This window comes from Streptomyces sp. NPDC101178 (assembly GCF_044767965.1).
Taxonomy (GTDB): domain Bacteria; phylum Actinomycetota; class Actinomycetes; order Streptomycetales; family Streptomycetaceae; genus Streptomyces.
Window position 1 is genome coordinate 273,349 of record NZ_JBIWOZ010000005.1, and the last position, 24,726, is coordinate 298,074.

19 protein-coding genes are annotated in these 24,726 nt (G+C 71.6%); 7 read left to right on the forward strand and 12 right to left on the reverse strand.

Annotated features, from left to right (window positions below; translation table 11 throughout):
* Positions 1-99: 99 nt before the first annotated feature.
* Entirely contained in the window at positions 100-2,202 is a 2,103-nt protein-coding gene (locus ACIRR8_RS17090; RefSeq protein WP_404064868.1) for a SpoIIE family protein phosphatase, read from the reverse strand.
* A 117-nt stretch (positions 2,203-2,319) separates the two neighbouring features.
* Positions 2,320-2,868, reverse strand: a complete 549-nt coding sequence (locus ACIRR8_RS17095) for a hypothetical protein (RefSeq protein WP_404064870.1) — start codon at positions 2,866-2,868, stop codon at positions 2,320-2,322.
* Positions 2,869-3,149: 281 nt separating this feature from the next.
* On the opposite strand from ACIRR8_RS17095, the gene ACIRR8_RS17100 reads away from it, so the two are divergent.
* Complete coding sequence (locus ACIRR8_RS17100; RefSeq protein ID WP_404064872.1) at positions 3,150-3,470, forward strand: cold-shock protein; 321 nt, start codon at positions 3,150-3,152, stop codon at positions 3,468-3,470.
* Between the two features lie 44 nt (positions 3,471-3,514).
* On the opposite strand, the gene ACIRR8_RS17105 is transcribed toward ACIRR8_RS17100, so the two are convergent.
* The 5 genes from ACIRR8_RS17105 to ACIRR8_RS17125 form a co-directional block, all read right to left on the reverse strand.
* Positions 3,515-4,105 (reverse strand): TetR/AcrR family transcriptional regulator, encoded by a 591-nt coding sequence (locus ACIRR8_RS17105; RefSeq protein WP_404064874.1) that lies wholly within the window; start codon positions 4,103-4,105, stop codon positions 3,515-3,517.
* 227 nt (positions 4,106-4,332) lie between these two features.
* Positions 4,333-5,292, reverse strand: a complete 960-nt coding sequence (locus tag ACIRR8_RS17110) for an ABC transporter permease (RefSeq protein WP_404064876.1) — start codon at positions 5,290-5,292, stop codon at positions 4,333-4,335.
* Positions 5,279-6,277: an ABC transporter ATP-binding protein gene (locus ACIRR8_RS17115; RefSeq protein WP_404064878.1), complete on the reverse strand. Its 999-nt coding sequence runs from the start codon at positions 6,275-6,277 to the stop codon at positions 5,279-5,281. The genes ACIRR8_RS17110 and ACIRR8_RS17115 overlap by 14 nt, the downstream gene beginning before the upstream one ends.
* An 89-nt stretch (positions 6,278-6,366) precedes the next feature.
* Positions 6,367-7,629, reverse strand: coding sequence for an outer membrane lipoprotein carrier protein LolA (locus tag ACIRR8_RS17120; protein WP_404064881.1), 1,263 nt, complete (start codon positions 7,627-7,629; stop codon positions 6,367-6,369).
* 301 nt (positions 7,630-7,930) lie between these two features.
* Positions 7,931-8,941 (reverse strand): polyprenyl synthetase family protein, encoded by a 1,011-nt coding sequence (locus ACIRR8_RS17125; RefSeq protein WP_404064884.1) that lies wholly within the window; start codon positions 8,939-8,941, stop codon positions 7,931-7,933.
* A gap of 158 nt (positions 8,942-9,099) precedes the next feature.
* On the opposite strand from ACIRR8_RS17125, the gene ACIRR8_RS17130 reads away from it, so the two are divergent.
* From ACIRR8_RS17130 to ACIRR8_RS17145, 4 genes are all read left to right on the forward strand, one after another.
* Positions 9,100-10,599, forward strand: a complete 1,500-nt coding sequence (locus tag ACIRR8_RS17130; protein ID WP_404065517.1) for a peptide MFS transporter — start codon at positions 9,100-9,102, stop codon at positions 10,597-10,599.
* A 48-nt stretch (positions 10,600-10,647) separates the two neighbouring features.
* Positions 10,648-12,642, forward strand: a complete 1,995-nt coding sequence (locus tag ACIRR8_RS17135; protein WP_404064887.1) for a CocE/NonD family hydrolase — start codon at positions 10,648-10,650, stop codon at positions 12,640-12,642.
* A 186-nt stretch (positions 12,643-12,828) separates the two neighbouring features.
* On the forward strand, positions 12,829-14,058 hold the full coding sequence (fahA, locus tag ACIRR8_RS17140; RefSeq protein ID WP_404064889.1) for a fumarylacetoacetase: 1,230 nt from the start codon (positions 12,829-12,831) through the stop codon (positions 14,056-14,058).
* Complete coding sequence (locus tag ACIRR8_RS17145; protein ID WP_404064892.1) at positions 14,055-14,780, forward strand: GPP34 family phosphoprotein; 726 nt, start codon at positions 14,055-14,057, stop codon at positions 14,778-14,780. The genes fahA and ACIRR8_RS17145 overlap by 4 nt, the downstream gene beginning before the upstream one ends.
* Before the next feature lie 65 nt (positions 14,781-14,845).
* Here ACIRR8_RS17145 and ACIRR8_RS17150 read toward each other — a convergent pair whose 3' ends face one another.
* Both ACIRR8_RS17150 and ACIRR8_RS17155 read right to left on the reverse strand, forming a co-directional pair.
* Positions 14,846-15,538, reverse strand: coding sequence for a response regulator (locus ACIRR8_RS17150; RefSeq protein WP_404064895.1), 693 nt, complete (start codon positions 15,536-15,538; stop codon positions 14,846-14,848).
* 2 nt (positions 15,539-15,540) lie between these two features.
* Positions 15,541-16,803, reverse strand: a complete 1,263-nt coding sequence (locus tag ACIRR8_RS17155) for a sensor histidine kinase (protein WP_404064898.1) — start codon at positions 16,801-16,803, stop codon at positions 15,541-15,543.
* A 296-nt stretch (positions 16,804-17,099) separates the two neighbouring features.
* On the opposite strand from ACIRR8_RS17155, the gene ACIRR8_RS17160 reads away from it, so the two are divergent.
* On the forward strand, positions 17,100-18,563 hold the full coding sequence (locus ACIRR8_RS17160; protein ID WP_404064901.1) for an alpha/beta hydrolase: 1,464 nt from the start codon (positions 17,100-17,102) through the stop codon (positions 18,561-18,563).
* Between the two features lie 107 nt (positions 18,564-18,670).
* The gene (locus ACIRR8_RS17165) at positions 18,671-19,282 is read left to right on the forward strand and encodes a Uma2 family endonuclease (RefSeq protein ID WP_404064904.1); all 612 of its coding nucleotides are present in this window, start codon (positions 18,671-18,673) and stop codon (positions 19,280-19,282) included.
* A 30-nt stretch (positions 19,283-19,312) separates the two neighbouring features.
* Here ACIRR8_RS17165 and recQ read toward each other — a convergent pair whose 3' ends face one another.
* From recQ to ACIRR8_RS17180, 3 genes are all read right to left on the reverse strand, one after another.
* Positions 19,313-21,358 carry a DNA helicase RecQ gene (gene recQ, locus ACIRR8_RS17170; RefSeq protein WP_404065519.1) on the reverse strand — a complete coding sequence of 682 codons (2,046 nt, stop codon included), beginning with the start codon at positions 21,356-21,358 and terminating at the stop codon, positions 19,313-19,315.
* Between the two features lie 134 nt (positions 21,359-21,492).
* Positions 21,493-23,157 carry an NADH-quinone oxidoreductase subunit NuoN gene (gene nuoN, locus ACIRR8_RS17175; RefSeq protein WP_404064906.1) on the reverse strand — a complete coding sequence of 555 codons (1,665 nt, stop codon included), beginning with the start codon at positions 23,155-23,157 and terminating at the stop codon, positions 21,493-21,495.
* On the reverse strand, positions 23,154-24,725 hold the full coding sequence (locus tag ACIRR8_RS17180) for an NADH-quinone oxidoreductase subunit M (protein ID WP_404064909.1): 1,572 nt from the start codon (positions 24,723-24,725) through the stop codon (positions 23,154-23,156). The genes nuoN and ACIRR8_RS17180 overlap by 4 nt, the downstream gene beginning before the upstream one ends.
* Between the last annotated feature and the right edge of the window lies 1 nt (position 24,726).

Genomic DNA, 24,726 nt, shown 5'->3' on the forward strand with positions numbered 1-24,726 from the left:
CCTCCGGGCGGGGGCGGGGGCGCTCGCTCAGGCTGTCTCCTGGGCCGAGGACTCCGGGAGCGTACGGCGCGGTTTGCCGGCGCCGAGGGGCGCTCTCCGTCAGTGCGTACCGCCGCCGCCCCCCGGAAGGTCCTGTTCCGTCCAGAGCACCTTGCCGTCCGGGCCGTGCCGGGCGCCCCAGTGCGCGGCGAGACGGGAGACGATGAACAGGCCCCGGCCGCCCTCGTCGACCGCATGGGCGTGGCGCAGGTGCGGCGAGGCCGTCGAGCCGTCGTGGACCTCGCAGGTGAGGGTGGTGTCCAGCAGGAGGCGCAGGCGGAGCGGCGGGGTGCCGTAGCGGACGGCGTTGGTGACCAGTTCGCTGACGATCAGCTCGGTCGAGTCGACGGTGTCCTCGTCCAGCCCCCAGCCCTGGAGCCGGTCGCGGACGAGCAGCCGGGCCGTGGCGGGGGTCGTGCGCTCCTGGGCCAGGTCCCAGGTGGCGACGCGGTGTTCGGAGACCGTACCGGTACGGGCCAGGAGCAGCGCCGCGCCGGCGGAGCGGGTGTCGTCGGGGAGCTCGTACACGATGTCGTCGCCGAGTTGCTGGAGGCTGCGGCCGGGGTGGGCCAGGGTCCGGGTGATGCGTTCCTCGGCGTGGGCGTCGGCGAGCAGTTCGGCCGTGCAGAGCGCGAGGACGCTGCCCTCCTCCAAGGTGACGGTGACAGGCGCGAAGAGGTCGCTGTCGGCGTCGAAGAGGCCGGGGCCTTCAGGAACGTCGAGGCGGACGACCTGGCCGTCGGGGCCGACGATCAGGGGTGCCGGGTGCCCGGCGCGGGCGACCGTACAGGTGCGGGTGAACGGGTCGTAGACCCCGTACACGCATCCCGCTCGCAGCGGTTCGCCCTGGAGCGAGTCGCTCGGCGGCAGGGCCGCGCGTTCGCCGGCCAGGCGGTCGGCGGTCTCCTTGAGGCGGGCCAGGACCTCCTCCGGCTCCAGGTCGAGACCGGCCAGCGCCTGGATGACCGTACGGAGCTGGCCCATCACGATCGCCGTCTGGAGCCCCTCCCCGGCGACCCCGCCGACGACGAGTGCGGTACGGGCCCCGGAGAGCGCGATCGTGTCGAACCAGCAGCCGCTGTCCCGGCCGGGCAGCAGCACGTGCGCGGTCTCCACGGCGGCCTGGTGGCGTTCGGCCTGCGGGAGGAGGCGGCGCTGCACGGTGGAGGCGATGACGTGCTCGCGCTCGTACCGGCGGGCGTTGTCGATGGCGAGGGCGGCGCGGGTGGTCGCGGAGGCGGCGAGGGAGACGTCCTGCTCGTCGAAGGGTTCGGAGGCCCCGCACCGGTACAGGCTGACCAGCCCGAGGACGGCTCCCCGCAGGGTGAGGGGCACGACGATGAGGGAGTGCGCGCCGGTCTCCACGAGGACGCGGGAGCCGTCGGGGTCGGCGTGCAGCCACGGGGTGTCGGCGGTGAGCGGTTCGCGGCGCGGGCGCAGGTCGGCGACGGCGAGTGCGTACGGGGTACGGGGCGGGAGGCGGCGGATCCCGCCGGGCGGGCGGCCCGCCGCCTCGCCGCCGAGGGTCTCGCAGCGACCGCTCGCCGCGCGGCGCAGCGGAGTGCCGGACGGCAGCGGGCCCACCGGCGGGTCGGCGCCGCGCAGGACCTCGTCCACCACCTCGATGACGGCGAGATCGGCGAACCGGGGCACCAGCGCGTCGATGAACGACCGGCAGGTGGTGGCCACGTCCAGCGAACCGCCTACCGCGTCCCGCACGGCGGCCAGCACGGTCTCCCTGGCCCGGGCCCGCTCCTGCTCGGTGACGTCGACGACGGCGCTCAGGAGACCGAGGGCGGGGCCGTCGGGGCCGTCCGGGCCGTCCAGGCGGTAGGCGGAGACCAGGAGGGTCCGGTCGCCGGGGATCCGGCGGAGCCGACCGCGTACGAGATGGTCGCGTGCGGGCCCCTCACCCGCGAGGACGCGATTCATCAGCTGCTCGGAGCCGTCCGGGTCGTCGAGCCGGTAGGCCTCGGTGAAGCGGAGGCCGATGTACTCCTCCGTGTCGACGCCCTCGACGAGGGAGTTGGCGCGGACGAGTCTGAGCTGCGGATCGAGCACGAGGAGGCCGACCGCGGACTGGGCGAAGAGTGCCTCCAGCAGGGCCTCGTCCAGGCCGTCCGGAGGGGTTCCGGCCCCGGCCGGGGTCTCGGCGTACGACACGGCTCCACCTGCCCCTCAAGCTCCGGCACACCGCTGCCCCGGAGCACCGGCACGTGCCGGACCAGCATCACCCGGCATGGCTGGAGCGGCCACCGGTGAGGGGCGGAGGTGTGACGGTCAGCCGTCGAGGACGACCTTGGTCGTGACGGCCGGAGCGCCGCTCCGCGACGCGCCCTTCTTGCCCTTGCTCGGGTTCATCGCGTACTTGAAGGAGAATCCGACGGTGGCCTTGCCGGGCTTGCCGGCCACTTCCACCTTGAACACACAGGTTCCGGAGAGGGTGTAGACCTTCTTCTTCTTGTGCGGGCGCTTCTTGCTGCCGACCTTGGAGTGCCACTCGTAACCGACCGGGATGGCGGGGTGGTTGTCGTGGTACTTACCGTTGAGACCGGTGGCCGTGCAGTTCATCTTGGAACGCGCGATGGCCTTCAGCTTCTTGTTGGTGACCTTGAAGGACCAGGCCATCGGGTAGTAGGTCGGGTACTTGCCCGTCAATTTGACCTGGGCGTTGAGAATTCCGGCCTTCTGCTTCTTCTTGGGCGTCTTGTAGCTCTGCTTCTTCGGCGTGAAGACGGTCGTCTCCTGGGCCGCCGGTGACGGCGCCGCCTGTGCGACACCCAGCGTTCCGAGCACCAGCGCTCCGGCCACACCGGCCAGGACGGCCATGCGCCCTGCCCGCCTCCCCACGTTCACGCTTCGCGCCGAAGCCGGTGCCGCGTCCAGGGGTTGGATCAGTTCGTTTCGTTCTTTCTGCAAGGCTTCCCCGTTTCGGATGTGAGCAGCAACAGGTGCCGCCCGGTCACCTTGAGCCCATCATCCGAATCGCGTACAACGCCATTGATTTTAAAGAGATTTGATCTTTTCGATCATGGGCGATAAAAAGGTGGGGCCGCATCCTCGGCAATCACCAGGTCCCGCCCGCAGGGGGAAACATCAGCAATCATCCGGTGCGTGGCACCGTCCGTTCCTGGGACGACGAATCCGGCTGGGGCGTCCTGGTCTCGCCCGAGGTCCCGGGCGAGGTCTGGGCCCACTTCTCGGCCGTCCGTACACCGGACCCGGATGCGTTCGCCTCCCTGGACCCCGGCGAGACCGTCCTCTTCACCTGGGAGGAGGCCGAACAGGACGGCTACGCCTATCGCGCACTGCGGGTACAGCGGCCCGGCGACCCGGGGACCGGCTGGGACGACGCCGAGGACGAGGACGACGAGGAGGCGGATATGGACGCGCTGTCCGATGTCCGGATCGAGTTCGACTCGGACTCCTGACTTCCTGGCCTCCTGGCCTCCTGGCCTCCTGGGCGGTCAGCGCGTCAGTACCCCGGCGCCCCCAGCGCGCGCAGCACATGGGTCACGAGGGCCGCGATCGTCTCCTCGTCCTGGACCGGCTTGCGCAGGACGTGGCGGTAGTAGAGGGGGCCGTAGAGCATCTCCACGGCCAGTGGCAGGTTCGCGCCGGGCGGGATCTGGCCCCGGTCCTGGGCGCTGCGCAGCCGGGCCACCGCCTGTTCGACGCGCGGGTCGACCAGCTGGTCCTTGAGCGCCTGGGCGAGTACGTCGTCGTGGTGGAGCTCGGAGAGGATGCCCGCGTAGGCCGGTCCGAAGGGCGGCACGGTGAGCAGCTTCACCGCGCCCGCCACATGCGTACGCAGGTCGGCACCGATGTCACCCGTGTCCACGAACGGTGTGGCGTCCACCAGCGCGTCCGTGAACGCCTCCAGCAGCACCGCCCCTTTTGACGGCCACCAGCGGTAGATCGTCTTCTTGCTGACACCGGCGCGGGCCGCGATGGCCTCTATCGTCGTGCGCCCGTACCCCCTCTCCGTACAGAGGTCGAGGGCGGCCTGCAGCGTCGCGCGGCGGGACTTCTCGCTGCGGCGCAGACTACTGGGCGGTGGGATCATCCGGTGAGCATAGGACGGTTTGAGCCATTCCTTATTGACAGGTAGTCGTCATAGGCCGAAGAATACCCATGCGGAAACGGAACGTACCGTGTCGGCTCGTTCCGACCTCCGCAACGTTCGTGCCGTTCGTGCCGCGACGAGCCGATCGGGGGACGGCTCGCCCGGCCGACGGCGCGGACGACCGCTCACCGATCCGATCCGGCCATCGGACGACCGCCCTGCCCGGCTCAGGCCGTGATGTCCTTCGCCGTGAAGCGGGCCCAGGCCGCCGAGCCGAACACCGCCGCGTACAGGCCCTGGAGTTGGAAGTTCTTGCTGAGCTCCTCCCAGTGGACCGGCTCGCGAAGGACGTCCGCGAACGACATCCAGTAGTGCGGGAACAGGTAGGGGTGGATACCGCTCAGCTGCGGGATGCTGTCCAGGATCTGCACCGTGATCAGCAGGCCGATCGTCGCCGCCATCGCCGCGATCCCGCTGTTGGTCAGCGTCGAGACGAAGAGCCCGAGCGCGGCGAACCCCACCAGGGACGCCGCGACGACCGCCGCCGTCAGCGCGGCCCGCACCAGGCCCTCGCCGAAGCCGATCCGCGTACCGGAGATCGTCGTGACCTCGCCCACCGGGAAGAGCAGCGCGCCGACCGCCAGTGCCGAGGCCGCCACCACGAACGTCGCGACCAGACAGAAGGCCAGGACCGACGCGTATTTGGCCAGAAGCAGCCGGGTCCGGCCCGCCGGGGCGACCAGCAGATAGCGCAGGGTCCCGGCGCTCGCCTCGCCCGCGATCGCGTCACCGGCCACCACACCGACGGCCATCGGGAGGAAGACCGGGAGCGTGGCGGCGAGGGCGGCGAAGACCAGGAAGAGGCCGTTGTTGGTGACCTGCGTCAGGAACGCCGGGCCTCCCCCGCCGTCCGGCCCGCCGCCGGATGCCGATCCGCCCCCGCCCGTCTCGATGCGGATCGCGATCCCGATGAGTACGGGGACGGCGGCGAGCACCGCGAGGAGCGCGTAGGTCCGATGGCGGCGGAAGGTGGCGGTGATGATCTCGGAGCGGAGGATTCCGAGGGTCCACAGGGGGTTACGGGGGCGGGGCCGGGGCCGGGTGGTTTCCGGGGGCGTGGGGGCCTCGGGGGCCGTGGGGGCCTCGAGGTCCTTCGGGTCCTTGGGGGCGGCCTCAGCCTGCGACATCGAATCCCTCTCCCGTCAGTGCCACGAACGCGTCCTCCAGCGACCCGCCCTCGATCCCGAACGCCCGCACCCGCACCCCGCCGCCCACCAGCGCCGCGTTGAGGTCCGCGAGGTCCACGGCGGCGGGCGGGGCGTCGGCGGTCAGGCGGTCGCCGTCGACGGCCAGGCCGGTGAGGCCCTGTGCCTGGAGGACGCGGACGGCGTCGGCCGCGTCCGGCGTGGTGACGGCGAGGCGGCCGCGGGCGCTCGCGGCGAGGTCGGCGACCGAACCCTGCGTCAGCAGCCGGCCCCGGGCCATCACCGCCGCGTGCGTGCAGACCTGTTCGATCTCGTCCAGCAGGTGCGAGGAGAGGAACACCGTGGTCCCCTCGGCCGCCAGCTCCCGGACCAGCGAGCGGATCTCCCGCATGCCCTGCGGGTCCAGGCCGTTGGTCGGCTCGTCCAGGACCAGCAGGCGGCGCGGCCGGAGCAGGGCGGCGGCGAGGCCGAGGCGCTGTTTCATGCCGAGGGAGTACGCCTTCGCCTTCTTGGCCGACGCGGCGGCGAGGCCGACCCGGTCCAGGGCGTGGGCGACGCGGGTCCGGCGGGTGCGCGGGTCGGCGGTGGGGTCGGCGCGGTCGAACCGTAGGAGATTGTCACGGCCGCTCAGATAGCCGTACAGCGCGGGCCCCTCGATCAGCGCGCCGACCTCCGGGAGGACCGTGCGGGCCGCCCGGGGCATGGGGCGGCCGAGGACCGTGGCCGTGCCGGAGGTGGGGTCGATGAGGCCCATGAGCATCCGGATGGTGGTGGTCTTGCCGGAGCCGTTGGGGCCGAGGAAGCCGAAGACGCTGCCACCGGGGACGGTGAGGTCGAGGCCGTCGACGGCGGGCTGACCGCCTCGGTAGCGCTTGGTGAGGCCGCGGGTCTCGATGACGGGGGTCCCGATGACGGGGCCGGGGCGGCCGCCGGCCCCGTACGTCGGGGCTGTCGCTGTCTCCGTCATGCCGGTCGCACCTCTCAGCACACGCGGGTGGGGAGCCGGACCGCCCCGCCGCGCGGGTGCGCGACGGGGCGGGAGGACCGGGTGATCCGTCAGCCCTGCTTGGCGCCGTCGGCCGCCCGTACCAGCGCGTCCTTCGTCACCGCTCCGACATATACCTTGCCGTCGTCCGTCAGCAGGGCGTTGACGAGGCGGGTCTTGAAGACCGTGCCCGAGCCGAACTTGCCGGTGACCTTGTCGCCGAGCGCGTCCAGGAAGCCCTGCGCCTCGGCCGGGACGTCGCCCGAGCCCGCCGTGGGCAGGCCCTTGCCGCCGGGGATCTCGATGGCGGCGACCGACGTCCATCCCTTGCCGATGACGTTGACGCCCTCGGCGCCCTCCAGCCCCTCCAGGCCCGGGATCTGGCCGGAGAACTGCTCCGGGAGCGCCTTCTGCGCCTTGCCGTGCTCGTCCTTGCCGGTCTCCAGCTCGTCGGCCTCCGTCACCTTGGCGCCCTTCGGCGGGGTGAAGTCGAACGAGGAGGCGGCGGGCTTGGCGAAGTCCACCTTGGTGAAGCCGGCGTCGACCACGGCCTTGCCGCCGTCCGCCGCGGCCAGCGTGAACTTCAGCGGAACGCCGTTCTCCGCGTCCACCGCGATCCGTACCGAACCGACCGTCGAGCCTTCCTGCTTCGGCTTGATGACCAGCTGGTACGCATCGCGGCCCGCTACCTGCGCGGTGCCGTCCACGGTGACCGACGTGGTGTCGCCGACCGCCGCGAGCGCCTGCTCGGCGAAGTCCTTCGGCGTGGCCGGCACGCCCTTGGGCGCCTTCGGGGCCTCCTTCTCGGCGCCCGCGCCCTCGGGCGCCTCGGCGTGGTAGACCTCGTCGGACTCCGAGTCGTACGCCCAGACCTCGCCCTGGTTGTGGATGACGCTGTACTCGGAGGCCTTGCCGAGGATGGAGAGCCGCTGCTTCTCCGGGCCGTCGACGGCCACCCGCAGCGTGTGCGTGCCGGACGTCAGCTCCATGAGCTTGTCCTCTGGCGCGGCCGCGCCGCCGTCCTTGCCCTCGCCGTCGGCGCCCGGCAGGAACGATCCCGCGAGGCCGTCGAGGGGCAGGCCGAGGTCCGTGCTGATCTTGAAGGTTCCGGAGAGCTGCTCCTCGTCGGAAGCGGCGATCTTCTCGATGAGTTCCTGTGCGCTGATCTTCGGCAGGTCCGGGTCGCCGGGGTTGGCGAGTGCCGGGACGAGCCCGATGGTCGCGGCCGCCACCCCCGCGACCGCGACGGGGACGATGTAGCGCGCCGCCTTCCGACGGCCCACGACAGTGCCCGTGGCCTCGCCGATGGTCTCTGCGCTGTCGTTCGGTGCCATGTGTGCCCTACCTCCGTGGTCGGCGGCTTCCGTCCGGTTGCCCGCCCACTCCCTGCCGCCATTCTCACCCGATGTGGTCAGGAGTGGTTGTTATCCATCTGACCAAATCGGGCGGTCTGAAGCGTCAGCCCCGGGGATCAACCTGACTACTGCTCCGGTATGACAACCGGACGGGGTACATCAGCCATCCCGTAGGGGTAGGGCCTCGGGCGGTCCACTGGGTGACGCGTCGTCAACCAAGGAAAGCGCCCTGAGGGAACGCACCGCGCGCGCTGTCAGCCCGCGCGGTGCAACCACACCGTCAGCCCGCGCGGTGCACCACCGCGTCGCACAGCTCCTCCAGCGCCGACTTCGCGTACCCCTCCGGCAGCGGCGCGAGCGTGGCGCGCGCCTCCTGGGCGTAGCGGACGGTGTCCTGGCGGGCCTGCTCCAGCGCCGGGTGGGCGCGGAGCCGGCGCAGGGCCTCGGCGAGGGTGTCGTCGTCGCCGAGGTCGCCGTCGAGCAGCTCGACGAGCTCCAGGTCGTCGGGCTTGCCGTCCTCCGCGGCCTGGGCGCGCAGGCGCAGGACCGGGAGGGTCGGGATGCCTTCGCGCAGGTCGGTGCCGGGGGTCTTGCCGGACTCGTGGGTGTCGGATGCGATGTCGAGGACGTCGTCGGCGAGCTGGAACGCGATGCCGAGCCGCTCCCCGTACTGCGTGAGGATGTCCACGGTCCGCTCGTCGGCGCCGGCCATCAGCGCGCCGAACCGGCCGGAGACGGCGACCAGCGAGCCGGTCTTGCCGCTGAGCACGTCGAGGTAGTGGTCGACCGGGTCGCGGCCGTCGCGCGGGCCCGCGGTCTCCAGGATCTGGCCGGTGACCAGCCGTTCGAACGCCTCGGCCTGGATGCGTACGGCGTCGGGGCCGAGGTCGGCCAGGATGTGCGAGGCGCGCGCGAACAGGAAGTCGCCGGTGAGGACGGCCACCGAATTGCCCCAGCGGGTGTTGGCGCTCTCCACTCCGCGGCGTACGTCGGCCTCGTCCATCACGTCGTCGTGGTACAGCGTGGCCAGGTGGGTCAGCTCGACGACGACGGCCGAGGGGACGACACCCGGCGCGTCCGGATCGCCGAACTGTGACGCGAGCATGACCAGCAACGGGCGGAACCGCTTGCCTCCCGCCCGCACCAGGTGCTGGGCGGCCTCCGTGATGAAGGGCACATCGCTCTTGGTGGCCTCGATCAGCCCCGCTTCGACAGCGGCCAGGCCCGTCTGGACGTCGGCCTCAAGAGCCTGGTCCCGCACGTGCAGTCCGAACGGCCCGACGACGGTCACGAGGGCATCTCCTGTCTGCTGACGATCACACTCATTGTCGATGTGTCGCTGTCTGTCGAATCAACTCAGCGTATCCGGTCTCCTATGGATCACCGTGGGCGGCTTCCCACCTCCGCCGGTATGTTCGTGATCAGCTCATACGATCAGGAGTGTCCACTTTGTCCCACGCGACCGCCGACACCGAGCCGGACCGGCCCCCGCCCGAGGACGACCGCGCCTTCTTCGGCCAGCCACGGGGCCTGATGACCCTGTCCGGCCTGGAGGTCTGGGAGCGGTTCTCGTTCCTCGGCATGCAGGCGATCCTGGTGCTGTTCTTCGCCGACACCGTGGCCGACGGCGGCATGGGCATGAACCCCGGAACCGCCGCCTCCGTGTCGGCCGCGTACGGGACCCTCGTCTATCTGGTCTCCGTGGCCGGCGGCTGGCTGGCCGACCGGATCCTCGGCTCGTACCGGGCCGTGCTGTACGGCGGCATCCTCATCGCCTGCGGCCACTACTCCATGGCCGTGCCGACCGACGCGATGACCTGGGTCGGGCTCGGCCTGATCAGCGCCGGAACGGGCCTGCTCAAGCCCAATGTGGCCTCCATGGTCGGCAAGCTCTACCGCACCGACGACGAACGCCGCGACGCGGGCTTCGCGCTCTACTACATGGGCATCAACATCGGCGCCTTCGCCGGGCCGCTGGTCACCGGCTGGCTCGGCGACCACTGGAGCTGGCACTGGGGCTTCTCGGCCGCCGCGATCGGCATGACCTTCGGCCTGGTCCAGTACGTGGCGGGCCGCCGTCACCTGGTCGGACGCAAGGAGGGCGCCGAATTCGCGCTCGCCCCGGCCGCCATGCGCCGCGCGGTCCGGCTGATCATCGGCGGGGCCGTCCTGGTCGCCGTCGTCGCCACCGCGCTGGCCCTGGCGGGCTGGCTCACCATCGACCGGTTCGTGGACGTGCTCACGGTCGTCTCGGTCATCGCGCCGATCGCGTACTTCGTGGTCATGTTCAAGAGCCCGCGCGTCACCGCCGAGGAGCGCGGCAGGCTCCGCCCGTACATCGTGCTCTTCCTGGGATCGGTCGTCTTCAACTTCATCCTGTTCCAGGCGTACTCCACGATGATCCTGCTGGCCTCCACCAACGCCCGCACCGAGGTCTTCGGCTTCACCTTCCCGGCCAGCTGGTACGCCTCCGCGCTCGGCGCCTTCGAGGTGGCGCTCGCGCCCGTGGTGGCCGCCACCTGGGTACGGATGGGCCGCCGCCAGCCGCACGCCTCCAACAAGATCGCCTTCGGCGTGATCCTCGGCGGCCTGTCGTTCCTGCTGATGGTCCTGCCGACCTCGGGCCACGCCGACGACACGTACAAGATGGCGGCCTGGTGGATCGTCGGCTCCTACCTGCTGCTGGGCCTCGGTGACGTCCTGCTGGAGACCTCCGGCCTCTCGGCCAGCAGCAAGCTCGCCCCGAAGGCGTTCGCCAGCCAGACGATGGCCCTGTGGTTCCTGTCGCTGGCCGTCGCCAACGGCATCCAGGCCCAGGTCGTGAAGTTGTACGGCGAGGTCTCCACGCCCGCCTACTTCGGCGTGAACGGTGCGATCGCCGTCGCCGCCGGCCTCGCGATGATCGCCGCCGCGCCCTGGCTGAAGCGCACGATGCACCCCGTCCACTAGCCCCAGCAGCCCCGTAGAGGCGTCCCCCGTCCCCCACCGAGGTGACCCATGAACATCACGACCGAGTTCCCGTACGAGACCACCCGCGAGGACGTGTACATCCCGCTGTCCGGCGGGACCCGGCTCTACGCCCGCGTCTGGCGGCCCCTGACCGACGAACCGGTCCCCGCGCTGCTGGAGTACCTGCCCTACCGGCTCGGCGACTGGACCGCCCCGCGCGACTGGCAGCGCCACCCCTGGTACGCGGGCCACGGCTACGCCTCCGTACGGGTCGACGTCCGGGGCCACGGCAACAGCGAGGGGCTGCCGGGCGACGAGTACGACGCGCAGGAGCTGGCCGACGGGGTCGCCGTCGTCCACTGGCTGGCCCAGCAGGAGTGGTGCTCGGGCCGGGTCGGCATGTTCGGGATCTCCTGGGGCGGTTTCAACTCGCTCCAGATCGCCGCGCTCGCCCCCGAGCCGCTGAAGGCGATCGTCACCGTCTGCTCGGCCGACGACCGGTACGACAACGACGTCCACTACATGGGCGGCTCGGTCCTCGCCGTCGACATGCACGCCTGGGCCGCCACCATGCTCGCCTTCGTCTCCCGCCCGCCGGACCCGGCGCAGGTCGGCGACGGCTGGAAGGAGACGTGGCTGAAGCGGCTGGAGGCCGTCGAGCCCTTCACCCACACCTGGCTGGCCCACCAGAGCCGCGACGACTACTGGAAGCACGGCAGCGTCTGCGAGGACTACGGCGCGATCAAGGCGAACGTGCTGGCGGTCGGCGGCTGGCACGACCCGTACCGGGACACCGTCCTCCGGCTCGTCGAGCACCTGGACCCGGGCCAGGTGCGCGGGATCATCGGCCCGTGGTCGCACCAGTACCCGGACCGGGGACTGCCGCCGGGGCCCGCGATCGGCTTCCTCCAGGAGACTCTGCGCTGGTGGGACCAGCACCTGAAGGGCAAGGAGACGGGCGTGATGCGGGAGCCGCTGCTGCGGTCCTGGATCAGCGGCTCGCACCGGCCCGCCACGGTGTACGAGACGCTGCCGGGCCGCTGGGTCGGGGACGCCTCCTGGCCCTCGGAGAACGTCAACCCGGTGGCGTACGCGCTCCAGGGCGGTGAGCGGATCGTCGCCTCGCCGCAGCAGACCGGGCTGGACGCGGGCCGCTTCTTCCCGTTCGGCAACGAGGCGGACCTCCCGCCGGACCAGCGGGACGAGGACGCGAAGTCGGTGTCGTTCGAGTTCCCGGTGGCGGAGGCGCCAATCGAGATTCTCGGCCGGCCGCGGGTGAAGCTCCGCCTCCGGATGGACGTCCCGCGCGGCCAGGTCATCGCGCGGCTCTGCGACGTGGCGCCCGACGGCTCCTCCACGCTGGTCACCCGGGGCGTCCTCAACCTCGCCGCCCGGCACGGCCGCGACCGCACCGACGACTGGACGCCCGGCGAGACCGAGGACGTGGTCTTCGACCTCAACGGCATCGGCCACACCTTCCCGCCCGGCCACCGCATCCGGATCGCCGTTTCCTCCTCGTACTGGCCCTGGATCTGGCCGCAGGCCGGCTCGGCCGGGTTCACGCTCGACACCGACGGCAGCCTCGTCGAGCTGCCGGTGCGCCGCCACACCGAGGACCCGGCGATCACCTTCGGCGAACCGGAACAGTCCGAACCGCTCGGCGTGGTCTACCCGGTCACCCTGGAGGAGCCGCGCCCCGAACGCCTCGTCGTCCGCGATGTCGCCAAGGGCGAGTGGCGGCTTGAGGTGGACCCGCGTTACGGCGGTACGCGGGTCTACCCCGACGGCCTCGAATTCACCGAGGACGCCTTGGAGACGTACACGATCCAGCAGGACGACCCGCTCTCCGCGCGCACCCGCAGCGACTGGCGGATCCGGCTGCACCGGCCGGAGATGGCCTGGGACGTGGAGATCGAGACGCGCTCCGAGATCACCGCCGACGACGTCGACTTCATCACCTCCGACGAGGTGATCTGCAAGGACGGTGGCGAGATCGTCTTCCACCGCACCTGGGAGAAGCGCATCCCGCGCACGGCTGGGTGATCGGTCCCTGTCACTCAGTCCCTGTCACTCAGTCCCTCCTACGTGGTCGGGTCCCCCGGATTTCCGGGGGACCCTTCGAACTTTCCGGGCAATAGGCACAGTTGGGGAGGGTCAGGGCACTGCCGTGGGGAAGGAGCTCCGACGTAACGTGTCCTCCACACGACCTGGAAAGCGAGGCAGCACCACATGCCCGAGCAGAGCAGCCCGCTCGACCTGCCAGAAGGCGACCCCTTCGGCCCGCACAACCTCCCCTACGGTGTGTTCTCCACCCCCGGCCACCCCGAGGACCGCCGGGTCGGCGTCCGTATCGGCAACCACGTCCTGGACGCCGGGGCCGCCGCCCACGCGCTCGGTTCCCCGTACGCCGGGCTGCTGGCGCAGCCGAGCCTGACACCGCTGCTCGCGGCGGGCCGCACCGCCTGGAGCGATGTGCGCCGCGCGCTCACCGCCTGGCTCACCGTGCCGGGCCACCGCGCGGACATCGAGCCGCTGCTGCACCCGGTCGGCTCGGTGACGCTGCACCTGCCGTACGAGGTCGCGGACTACGTCGACTTCTACGCCAGCGAGCACCACGCCACCAACGTCGGGCGGATGTTCCGTCCGGACGGCGACGCGCTGACCCCGAACTGGAAGCACCTGCCGATCGGTTACCACGGCCGCTCCGGCACCGTCGTGGTCTCCGGTACGGACGTGGTGCGCCCGAGCGGCCAGCGCAAGGCGCCCACCGACCCGGCGCCCGTCTTCGGGCCCTCGGTGAAGCTGGACATCGAGGCCGAGGTCGGCTTCGTCGTCGGCGTCCCCTCCGCCCACGGCACCCCGGTCCCGCTCGCCGACTTCCGCGAGCACGTCTTCGGGCTGTCGCTGCTCAACGACTGGTCGGCGCGCGACCTCCAGGCCTGGGAGTACGTGCCGCTGGGCCCGTTCCTCGGCAAGTCCTTCGCCACCTCCGTATCGGCGTGGGTCACTCCGCTGGAGGCCCTGGACGCGGCCCGCACCGCACCGCCGGCCCGCGACGTACCGCTCCTCCCCTACCTGGACGACTCCGGCGAGGAGGAGCACGGCGGCTTCGACATCCGGATCACCGTCGAGATCAACGGCCAGGCCGTCGCCGAGCCGCCGTTCGCCACGATGTACTGGACGGCCGCCCAGCAGCTCGCGCACATGACGGTCAACGGCGCCTCGCTGCGAACGGGCGATCTGTACGGCTCCGGTACGGTCAGCGGCCCCGAGACCGGCCAGCGCGGCTCGCTCCTGGAGCTGACCTGGAACGGCCGTGACGCGCTGGAACTGCCCGAGGGCAAGCGGACGTTCCTGGAGGACGGCGACACGGTCACGCTGACCGCCTGGGCCCCCGGCCCGCACGGCACCCGCGTGGGCCTCGGCGATGTGACCGGCAGAATCGTCACGGCGCCATGACGACTCCCGCACCTTCGGCACCCGGCGCTCCTACGCTGACGCTGCCCGAGGAACTGATCCTGCTCACCCTGGACCCGGGGCGCGGCAAGCCGATGTGCGAGGCCGCGGCCCTGGCGTACGGGGTGGCCGGGGCTGTCCTCGCGGAGCTGGAGCTCCAGGGACGGATACGGGAGGAGCACGGCCGGGTCCAGGTGGTGAACCCGCTGGACCCGGCCGACCCGCGCCTCGCCGCCCTGCTGCGGACCCTGCCACAGGCGAAGGGCCGCCGCTCCGGGATACGCGCCCGGCGCTGGGTGAACGACTTCGACAAGCACGTACGGGACACCTACCTGGACTCGCTGGTCGAGCGCTCCGTGCTCTCCCGGGAGAACCGCCGCTTCCTCGGCCTGTTCCCCTACCACCGCCACTTCCCGGTCCAGCCGGACCTCGTACCGAGCCTCCGCAGGCGGTTTACCCTGGCCGAGACGGCGGGCTACCCGGACCACCGCGACCGCCTCCTGGCCGCCCTGGTCTCCGCCATCGGCCTCGCCGCCCAGCTGACCCGCAACGGCCGCCCCGGCCGCACGGCGATGAAGGTCCTGCGCCGCTCCGAGTGGACGGCGGCGGCGGTCCACTACAACGTCAAGCAGAACACCTCCGGTGGCGACGGTGGCGGCGACGCCGGCGGCGACAGCGGGGGTGGAGGTGGCTGCGGAAGTGGCTGCGGCGGGGGCGGTGACTGAGGGGGCGTCCTGCGGGGTTGCGTGCGGGGGCGGTGACTGAGGGAGCGTCCGGCGGGGGTCCTGGCTCAGGGCAGCGGCCTTTGGCACTCGGCATCCAGGACCAGCAGGGCGATCCGCACCCGGTTGTCCACCTCCAGCTTGCGGAACAGGCTGGAGGTGTGGGCCTTGACGGTGGCGACGGTGATGCCCAGCCGTTCGGCGATCTCCGGGTTGCCCAGCCCGTCCGCGATGGCCCGCGCGGTTTCCAGCTCCCGGCGGGTCAGGACGGACAGCCGCTTCCGCGCGGCTGCCCGTACGGAATTGTCGGCCGCCGGGCCGCCGGTCGCGGTGGCCGCCGCGATGAGCCGCGCCGTGGCCTGCGGTGAGAGCGCGGGTTCGCCGTTCGCGACCGTCCGTACCGCGTCGATGATGCGGTCGGGCGGGGTGTGTTTGAGGACGAAGCCGAGCGCCCCCGCCCGCAGCGCGTCGAGAACCAGCGCGTCGGAGTCGAAGGCGGTCAGGACGATGACCCGCGGCGGCCGGTCCAACGCCAGCAGCTCCCGGGTCCAGCTCACACCGTCCCGCCCCGGCATCCGTACGTCGATGAGCACGACGTCCGGCGTCTTCTCCCGTACGGCGACGAGGGCCTCCTCACCGTCCGCCGCCTCGGCCACCACGGTGAGGTCGCTCTCGCCGTCGAGGACGAGGCGCACCGCCATCCGGATCAGCTGTTCGTCATCGACCACGACCACGCGCACCGGCGGCTTCCCGGACTCCACGCTCAGGGCCTCCGCTCGGGCTCGTCGTGCGGCCAGGGCAGCCGGGCGGCCTCGTCCGGCCAGGGCGACCGGGCGGCCTCGTCCGGCCAGGGCAGCCGGGCGGAGAGGGAGAACCCGCCGTCGGGCGACGGGTGGTGGCCGATGGTCCCGCCGACCGCCCTGACCCGCTCGGCGAGGCCCGGCAGGCCGTACCCGGAGGCCGGCGGCCGGGCCCGCGTACGGGCGGCCGGACCGTTGCCGACGGCGACACCGAGCACGCCGCCGGGCTCCCCGTCCAGAGTGATCCGGACCGGGGCGCCGGGGGCGTGCTTGGCGGCGTTGGTCAGCGCTTCCCGCACGATGCGGTAGCAGAGGTCGCCCACCGGGTCCGGGGGTTCGCCGGCCGTGGCGACGGTGAGCGTCACGTCCATGCCGGAGGCGCGGGCGTCGTCCACCAGGGCCGGGACCCGGTCGTAGGAGGGGCCGGGCGGCTCCTGGCGGTCGGGCTGCTCGGCCCGGAGCACGCCGAGGACATCGCGCAGATCCTCCAGGGCCCGGTGCGAACCGTCCGCGATACCCCGTACCAGGACGGCGCGCTCCTCCGCCGCCAGATCGGCCCGGTGGTCCAGCGCCCCGGCCTGGAGGGCGACCAGGGAGATCCGGTGGGCGAGGCTGTCGTGCATCTCGCGGGCGATCCGGTTGCGTTCCAGCACCCGGGCCCGGTCCGCCAGGGCGGCCTGTTCACGTTCCGCGCTCCGGGCCCGCTCCCGGAGCGACAGGACTTCCGCGCGGCGGGCTCCGACGGCCCATCCCGTGGCGACGGCGAACCCCGCCGTCAGCAGTTGCAGGACGAGTTGGATCCAGGGGGCACCGGGCGGCCGCTCCACCGGATACAGCCCCGTGGTGAACAGCGGGGCGAGGACGTACGCGGCCACCACGGGCGCGATCTCGGCCGGACGCCGCCGGGCCGCCAGGGAGCCGATCGCCAGCAGCGCCGCTCCGGACGCGAGGGCGGAGGCGGCGGACGCGAGGGCGACGACGAGCGCCACGGGAACGGGGAACCGCCGCCGCCAGGCCGCCGCGACCAGGCAGCCGAGCGCGATGAGCGGGTCACCGGTGACGAACCAGGAGCAGGAGTCGGCCGCGCAGCCGCGCGGCAGCAACGCTCCGGTGAGCAGCCAGAGCAGCACCCCCACGGCGGCGGCCGCCCCGAGCCGCACCGCCTGCTGCCAGGGGCCCTGGGAAGGCGCGGGCTCTCCGGAAGGCGCGGGCTCCTGGTGAGGCACGGGCTCTCGGGGTGGCGCGGTCGTGCGGGGAGGCGCGGGCTCCTGGTGAGGCACGGGCTCTCGGGGTGGCACGGGCCCTTGGGGTGGCACGGCGTCCGTCTCCATCGGTTCATTATCGCGACGCGGTGCGGCCGGGACGTCCGCCCTGGGGAGGGGACCGCCTTCGACTCCGGTCGAAGAACCGTGTCCGTCCACCGGTCTCCGGTCCTGGGCACGACGGCCCCATCGGACGATGTGCCGACAGCCGCGCGGCCGGAAGACTGATGGCTTCTCACGGACGACGAGGAGGACTTCGTATGCGCCGGAAACCCCTGGCCCTGGCTCTTGCCGCCACCGCCGTCGTCGCGACCTGGGTCGCCCCGGCCTCGGGCGCGACACCGGACGCGGCGGCCACCGCACCGGCACCGCTGAAGTGGGGGCCCTGTCCGGGGGCGAACCCTCCGAAAGAGCTCCGGTGCGGCACGCTGAAGGTACCGCTGGACTACCGCGATCCCGGGGGCCGCCAGATCGAGATCGCGGTCTCCCGGCTGCCGAGCCAGAAACCAGCACAGCGCCGTGGTGCGCTGTTCACCAACCCGGGTGGGCCCGGCGGCTCCGGCCTGGGCTACCCGTTGGGCCTCGCGGCGCAACTGCCCCAACAGGTGCTGGACACCTACGACATCATCGGCATGGACCCGCGCGGCGTGGGCCGCAGCACCCCGGTGACCTGCGACCTGACGCCGAGCCAGCTGAAGCGCGGCGCGTACCCCATGTACGCCCACGGCCCGGCCGACATCGTGCGCGAGGCACGGTACGCACGCGGCCTCGCCCAGCAGTGCGCCGCGTCCGGCACCGCGTGGATGCTGCCGCACACCACGACGGCGAACACCGCGCGGGACATGGACCGCATCCGGGCCGCCATCGGCGAGCCCAAGATCTCCTACCTCGGAGCCTCGTACGGCACCCAGCTCGGGGCCACCTACGCACAGCTGTTCCCCGAGCGCGGCGACCGGATCGTGCTCGACAGCGCCCTCGGCCCGCGCGGCTACGACGTCTCCGCGTTCCGGCTGCTGGCACGCGGCATGGAGGACCGGTTCCCCGATTTCGCGACGTACGCGTCCCAGCACCCCGAGTACGGGCTCGGCACCACGCCCGCCCAGGTGGAGGCCACGTACTCCGCCCTCGCCCGCCGCCTGGACGCCGAGCCGCAGGGGAACATCACGGGAACCCTGTTCCGCGGGCTGACCCTGGAACTGCTCTACTCCGACGCACAGCTTCCGGAGCTGGCAAAGATGTGGCAGACCCTGAAGGCGGGAAAGCCCTACCCCTTCGAAGCGACACCGGAACAGGAGAACTCCGCCGCCTCCCGCCTCCACGTCCTGTGCGCGGACTCCCGGTGGCCCCGCCACCAGCTCAGCTACCAACTGAACGTCCTGGTCGACCGCGCGCGCTATCCCAAGCTCGGCGCCTCGACGGCGAACGTCACCCCCTGCGCGTTCTGGCCGTCCGAGCACCGCGAGCCGCCGGTGCGCATCGGCGACCGGGGACCGTCGAACATCCTGCTGGTCCAGAACGAACGCGACCCGGGAACCCCGCTGGTGGGAGCCCTGAAGCTCCGAGAGGCACTGGGCCAGCGGGCCAGGATGGTCACCGTCGACCAGGGCGGCCACGGCGTCTACCCCTTCGGCGCCAACACCTGCGCCAACGAGGCGACGACCACGTTCCTCACCACGGGCAAGCGCCCGGCAGGCGATCTGCGCTGCGCCGCGAACACTTCCTAGACAGCGGTCAGCTTGGCGAGAACCGTTCACACGTTCAGGTCATCCGGATCCCGTTCCCGACGGATACGCTGGTCAGGCCCGCGAGACTCCTCCCCATGGGAGCAATGATGAGCATCGAACCCGAGGCCTCCGAGCCGCGGTGGGCGGTCCCGCCCGAGGGCGGCTGGACCGCCGATGACCTGGACACACTCCCGAATCTGCCTCCGCACACGGAGCTGATCGACGGGAGCCTCGTTTTCGTGAGTCCGCAGACCCTTTTCCACACGCGTGCGGTCAGCTTCTTCGAGTGGCAGCTGCAGTCCCTGGCGCCGCCCGAGCTGGAGGTCGTGCGCGAGTTCACCATCGACATCGACCGCTACAACCGGCCCGAGCCCGATGTGATCGTCGTCGATGGTGACGTCATCCGGGACCCGAACCAGACCCGGTTCCCCGCCGAGTCGGTGCGCCTGGCCATCGAGGTCGTCTCGCCGGAGTCCCGGTCCCGCGACCGGGAGACCAAGCCCGTGAAGTACGCCCGCGCGACGATCCCCCACTACTGGCGGGTGGAGAACCACGACGGGCGGGCTGTCGTGTACGTCTTCGAGCGGGAGCCTGCCACCGGCGCCTACACCTCGACGGGGATCTTCCACGACCGGATGAAGGTGTCGGTGCCGTTCACGGTGGACCTGGATCTGACGGCGATCACGGCCCGCCGCGGCCGGGCGGCGGACCCGGAGTAGGTCCCGCCGCCCCACCGCCCGGCATGTCCCTCACTCGTACTCGGGCGGTTCCTCGTCCCAGCCGAACTCGGGGTCGCTGTGCTGCGGGGCCGCAGCCGGGGCTTGCGTACGAGCCGGAGCGGCCGCACGGGGTGCCGGGGCCTGAGCCGCCGCGCGGGACGCGGGAGCCATCGGCGCGGGAGCCTCCGGATCAGCGGCCGTGGCCCCCGGAGCCGTCTCCGCCAGGACCTCCAGCACGCCCTCCCCGTACGTCGCGAGCTTCTTCTCGCCCAGGCCGCTGATCCCGCCCAGCTCCGCGAGCGACGACGGATGGACTGTCGCGATCTCCCGCAGCGTCGCGTCGTGGAAGATCACGTACGCCGGGACGCCCTGCTCCTTGGCCGTCGCGCCGCGCCAGGCGCGCAGCGCCTCGAAGACCGGGACCGCGGAGGACGGCAGGTCGGCCGCGGCCGCCTTGCCCTTGGCGGACCTGGAGCCGCCGGCCGAGGACGACGAGCGGGACGTGGGCTTCTTCGGCTCCTTGCGGAGCAGGACCTCGCGCTCGCGGCCGAGGACCGTGGCGCTGTCGTCGGTGAGGACCAGCGTGCCGTACTCCCCCTCCACCGCGAGCAGGCCCTGCGCCAGCAGCTGGCGGACCACGCCGCGCCACTCCGCCTCGGCCAGCTCCTCGCCGATGCCGAAGACGGAGAGCTGGTCGTGGTCGAACTGGATGACCTTGGCGGTCTTGCGGCCGAGCAGGATGTCGATGATCTGGCCCGCGCCGAACTTCTGGTTCCGCTCGCGCTTGAGGCGGACCACCGTGGAGAGCAGCTTCTGCGAGACGACCGTGCCGTCCCAGGTCTCCGGCGGGGTCAGGCAGGTGTCGCAGTTGCCGCAGTTCGCCGCCGAGGGCTCCTGGCCGAAGTAGGTCAGCAGCTGGGACCGGCGGCACTGAACGGTCTCGCACAGCGCCAGCATCGAGTCCAGGTGGGCGGCGGCCCGGCGGCGGTGGGCCTCGTCGCCCTCGCCGCCCTGGATGAGCTTTCGCTGCTGGACGACGTCCTGGAGTCCGTACGCCATCCAGGCCGTCGACGGCTCGCCGTCACGGCCCGCGCGACCGGTCTCCTGGTAGTACCCCTCGACGGACTTCGGGAGGTCCAGGTGGGCGACGAAGCGGACGTCCGGCTTGTCGATGCCCATGCCGAAGGCGATGGTCGCGACGACGACGAGGCCCTCCTCACGGAGGAAACGCGCCTGGTGGGTGGCGCGCGTGGAGGCGTCGAGACCCGCGTGGTACGGCACGGCGTCGATGCCGTTGCGGCTCAGATACTCCGCGATCTTCTCCGTGGAAGCGCGCGAGAGGCAGTAGACGATGCCCGCGTCCCCGGCGTGCTCCTCCTGGAGGAAGGTGAGGAGCTGCTTCTTGGGGTCGGACTTCGCCACGATCCGGTACTGGATGTTGGGCCGGTCGAAGCTGGCGACGAAGTGCTTCGCGTCCGGCATGCCGAGGCGGCGCGTGATCTCCTGGTGGGTGGCGTCCGTGGCCGTCGCCGTCAGCGCGATGCGCGGGACGTCGGGCCAGCGCTCGCCGAGCACCGACAGGGCCAGATAGTCCGGGCGGAAGTCGTGGCCCCACTGGGCGACGCAGTGCGCCTCGTCGATCGCGAAGACGGAGATCTCGCCCCGGGCCAGCAGCGAGAGCGTGGAGTCCAGCCGCAGCCGCTCCGGCGCCAGGTAGAGCAGGTCCAGCTCGCCCGCGAGGAACTGCGCCTCCATCGATCGGCGCTCGTCGAAGTCCTGCGTGGAGTTCATGAAGCCGGCCCGCACGCCGAGCGCCCGCAGGGCGTCGACCTGGTCCTGCATGAGCGCGATCAGCGGCGAGACCACGACGCCGGTGCCGCGCCTGACCAGGGACGGGATCTGGTAGCAGAGGGACTTTCCGCCACCGGTCGGCATGAGCACGACGGCGTCGCCGCCGGCCACCACATGCTCGATGACCGCGCCCTGCTCGCCGCGGAACGCGTCGTATCCGAAGACCCGGTGCAGCGTCCGCCGCGCCTCGGTCTCGGAGGGGTCAGCGGTGTCGGTCGCATCCATGGTCACGCTTTCCAATGTTCTGTCCGGCCCTCGTCCGTCTGCTCTCCGTCCCCGACCACGATAGGCGCCTCCTACGACAACGCCGGACGGTCTGTGGATAAAGACCGTCCGGCGCTGTTCGCTGTGCGTTCCGCCTACCGCACGAAGACCCCCGCCTGGCCCGCGAGGTCCAGGAAGTACTGCGGGGCCAGGCCCAGCACCAGCGTGACCGCCACGCCCACCGCGATCGTCGTCATCGTCAGCGGCGACGGCACGGCGACCGTGGGGCCGTCCGCCTTCGGCTCGCTGAAGAACATCAGGACGATCACGCGGATGTAGAAGAAGGCCGCGATCGCCGACGAGATCACACCGACCACGACCAGCGCACCCGCACCGCTCTCCGCCGCCGCCTTGAAGACGGCGAACTTGCCGGAGAAGCCCGAGGTGAGCGGGATCCCGGCGAAGGCCAGCAGGAACACCGCGAAGACCGCCGCGACCAGCGGCGACCGGCGTCCGAGCCCGGCCCACTTCGACAGGTGCGTGGCCTCGCCGCCCGCGTCCCGTACCAGCGTGACGACGGCGAACGCGCCGACCGTCACGAAGGAGTACGCGCCCAGGTAGAAGAGGACAGAGGAGACCCCTTCCGGGCTGGTCGCGATGACACCGGCCAGGATGAACCCCGCGTGCGCGATCGAGGAGTAGGCCAGCAGCCGCTTGATGTCGGTCTGGGTGATCGCGACGACCGCCCCGCCCAGCATCGTGATGATCGCGACCGCCCACAGGACCGGCCGCAGGTCCCAGGTGAGCCCGGGGAGCACCACGTACAGCAGGCGCAGCAGCGCGCCGAACGCGGCGACCTTGGTGGCGGCGGCCATGAAGCCGGTGACCGGGGTCGGCGCGCCCTGGTAGACGTCCGGGGTCCACATGTGGAACGGGACGGCGCCGACCTTGAAGAGCAGGCCGACCAGGATCATCGCGCCGCCGATGAGCAGCAGTGCGTCGTTGCCCATGGTGCCGGCGAGGGCCGGGTCGATCTCCAGGACCGAGCCGTCGACGACATTGGCGATGGTGGCGTACGAGAGGGAGCCCGCGTAGCCGTAGAGGAGGGCGATCCCGAAGAGCAGGAACGCCGAGGAGAACGCGCCGAGCAGGAAGTACTTCACGGCCGCCTCCTGCGACATCAGCCGCTTGCGGCGGGCGATGGCGCAGAGGAGGTAGAGCGGGAGCGAGAAGACTTCCAGCGCGATGAAGAGGGTCAGCAGGTCGTTGGCGGCGGGGAAGACGATCAAGCCGGCCACCGAGAAGAGGGTCAGCGGGAAGACCTCGGTGGTGGTGAAGCCCGCGCGGACGGCGGCCTTCTCGGCGTCGCTGCCGGGGACCGTACCGGCCTGGGCTGCGAAGGAGTCGACCCGGTTGCCGTGGGCGGTGGGGTCGAGCCGGCGTTCGGCGAAGGTGAAGACGGCCACCACGGAGACCAGGAGGATGGTCCCTTGGAGGAACAGGGTGGGTCCGTCGATCGCGATGGCGCCCATGGCCGCGATCTGCGCCTTCGTGGTGGCGTATCCGCCGGCCGCGAGGGACACGACGGCGGCGAACGCGGCGGCCAGCGCCACCACGGTCAGCAGGAGCTGGGTGTGGTAGCGGGCCTTACGCGGGACGAAGGCCTCCACCAGGATGCCCAGGACCGCGCTGATCACGATGATCAGGACGGGCGCGAGCTGGGCGTACTCGATGGTAGGCGCCGTGAAGCGGTCCCCCGGGGCTGCGAAGTTCACCCCGCTCGCCGTCGTCCACAGGCTGTGGACAGCTGTTGCGCTCACTTGGCGGCCTCCACCTCGGGCTGGGGGTCCTTCTTCTGTACGTCGGACATCGTGTGCTTGACCGCCGGGTTGACGACCTCGGTGAGCGGCTTCGGGAAGACGCCCAGGAGGAGCAGGAGCGCGATCAGCGGTACGGCGACCACCAGCTCACGCGCCTTGAGGTCGGGCATGGTGCGGACCGACTCGGCGACCGGGCCGGTCATCGTCCGCTGGTAGAGGACGAGGACGTAGATCGCGGCGAGCACGATGCCGGAGGTGGCGATGATTCCGGCCACCGGGTAGGCGCTGAACGTGCCGACCAGCACCAGGAACTCGCTGACGAACGGGGCGAGTCCCGGCAGCGACAGGGTCGCCAGACCGCCGATGAGGAAGGTGCCCGCCAGGACGGGGGCGACCTTCTGCACCCCGCCGTAGTCCGCGATGAGCCGCGAGCCGCGCCGGGTGATGAGGAATCCGGCGACCAGCAGCAGGGCCGCGGTGGAGATGCCGTGGTTGACCATGTAGAGCGTGGCGCCCGACTGGCCCTGGCTGGTCATCGCGAAGATGCCGAGGATGATGAAGCCGAAGTGCGAGATCGAGGCGTAGGCGATGAGCCGCTTGATGTCGCGCTGGCCGACCGCGAGCAGCGCTCCGTAGACGATGGAGACGAGCGCCAGGGCGATGACGACCGGGGTCGCCCACTTGCTGGCCTCCGGGAAGAGCCCGAGGCAGAAGCGGAGCATCGCGAAGGTGCCGACCTTGTCGACGATCGCGGTGATGAGCACGGCGACCGGTGCGGTCGCCTCGCCCATCGCGTTGGGCAGCCAGGTGTGCAGCGGCCAGAGCGGGGCCTTGATCGCGAAGGCGAGGAAGAACCCGAGGAAGAGCCACCGCTCGGTGTTGGTCGCCATCTCCAGGGAGCCGTCGGCACGGGCCGCCGCGATCTCGGTGAGCGAGAAGCTGCCCGCGACCACGTAGAGCCCGATGACGGCGGCCAGCATGATCAGGCCACCGGCCAGGTTGTAGAGCAGGAACTTGACCGCCGCGTACGAGCGTTGTTTCGCGGCGTTCTCGTCGCTGCCCGCGTGGGCCCGGTCGCCGAAGCCGCCGATGAGGAAGTACATCGGGATGAGCATGGCTTCGAACAGGATGTAGAAGAGGAAGACGTCGGTCGCGAGGAACGACAGGATCACCATGGCCTCGACCATGAGGATCAGCGCGAAGAAGCCCTGGGTGGGCCGCCAGCGCGAGGACTTCGTCTCCAGGGGGTCGGCGTCGTGCCAGCCGGCCACGATGACGAACGGGATCAGCAGCGCGGTGAGCCCGAGGAGGGCCACCCCGATGCCGTCCACGCCGAGTTCGTACCGGACGCCGAAGTCGGCGATCCAGGCCCGGGACTCGGTGAGTTGGTAGCGGTCGCCGCCCGGCTCGAAGCGGGCGAAGACGATGCCCGCCAGCACGAGCGTGGAGAGCGAGAAGAGCAGCGCGACCCACTTGGCCACGGTGCGCTGTGCGGCGGGGACGGCGGCGGTGGCGATGGCTCCGATGGCCGGGAGCGCCGCCGTCGCGGTCAGGAGAGGAAAGGACATG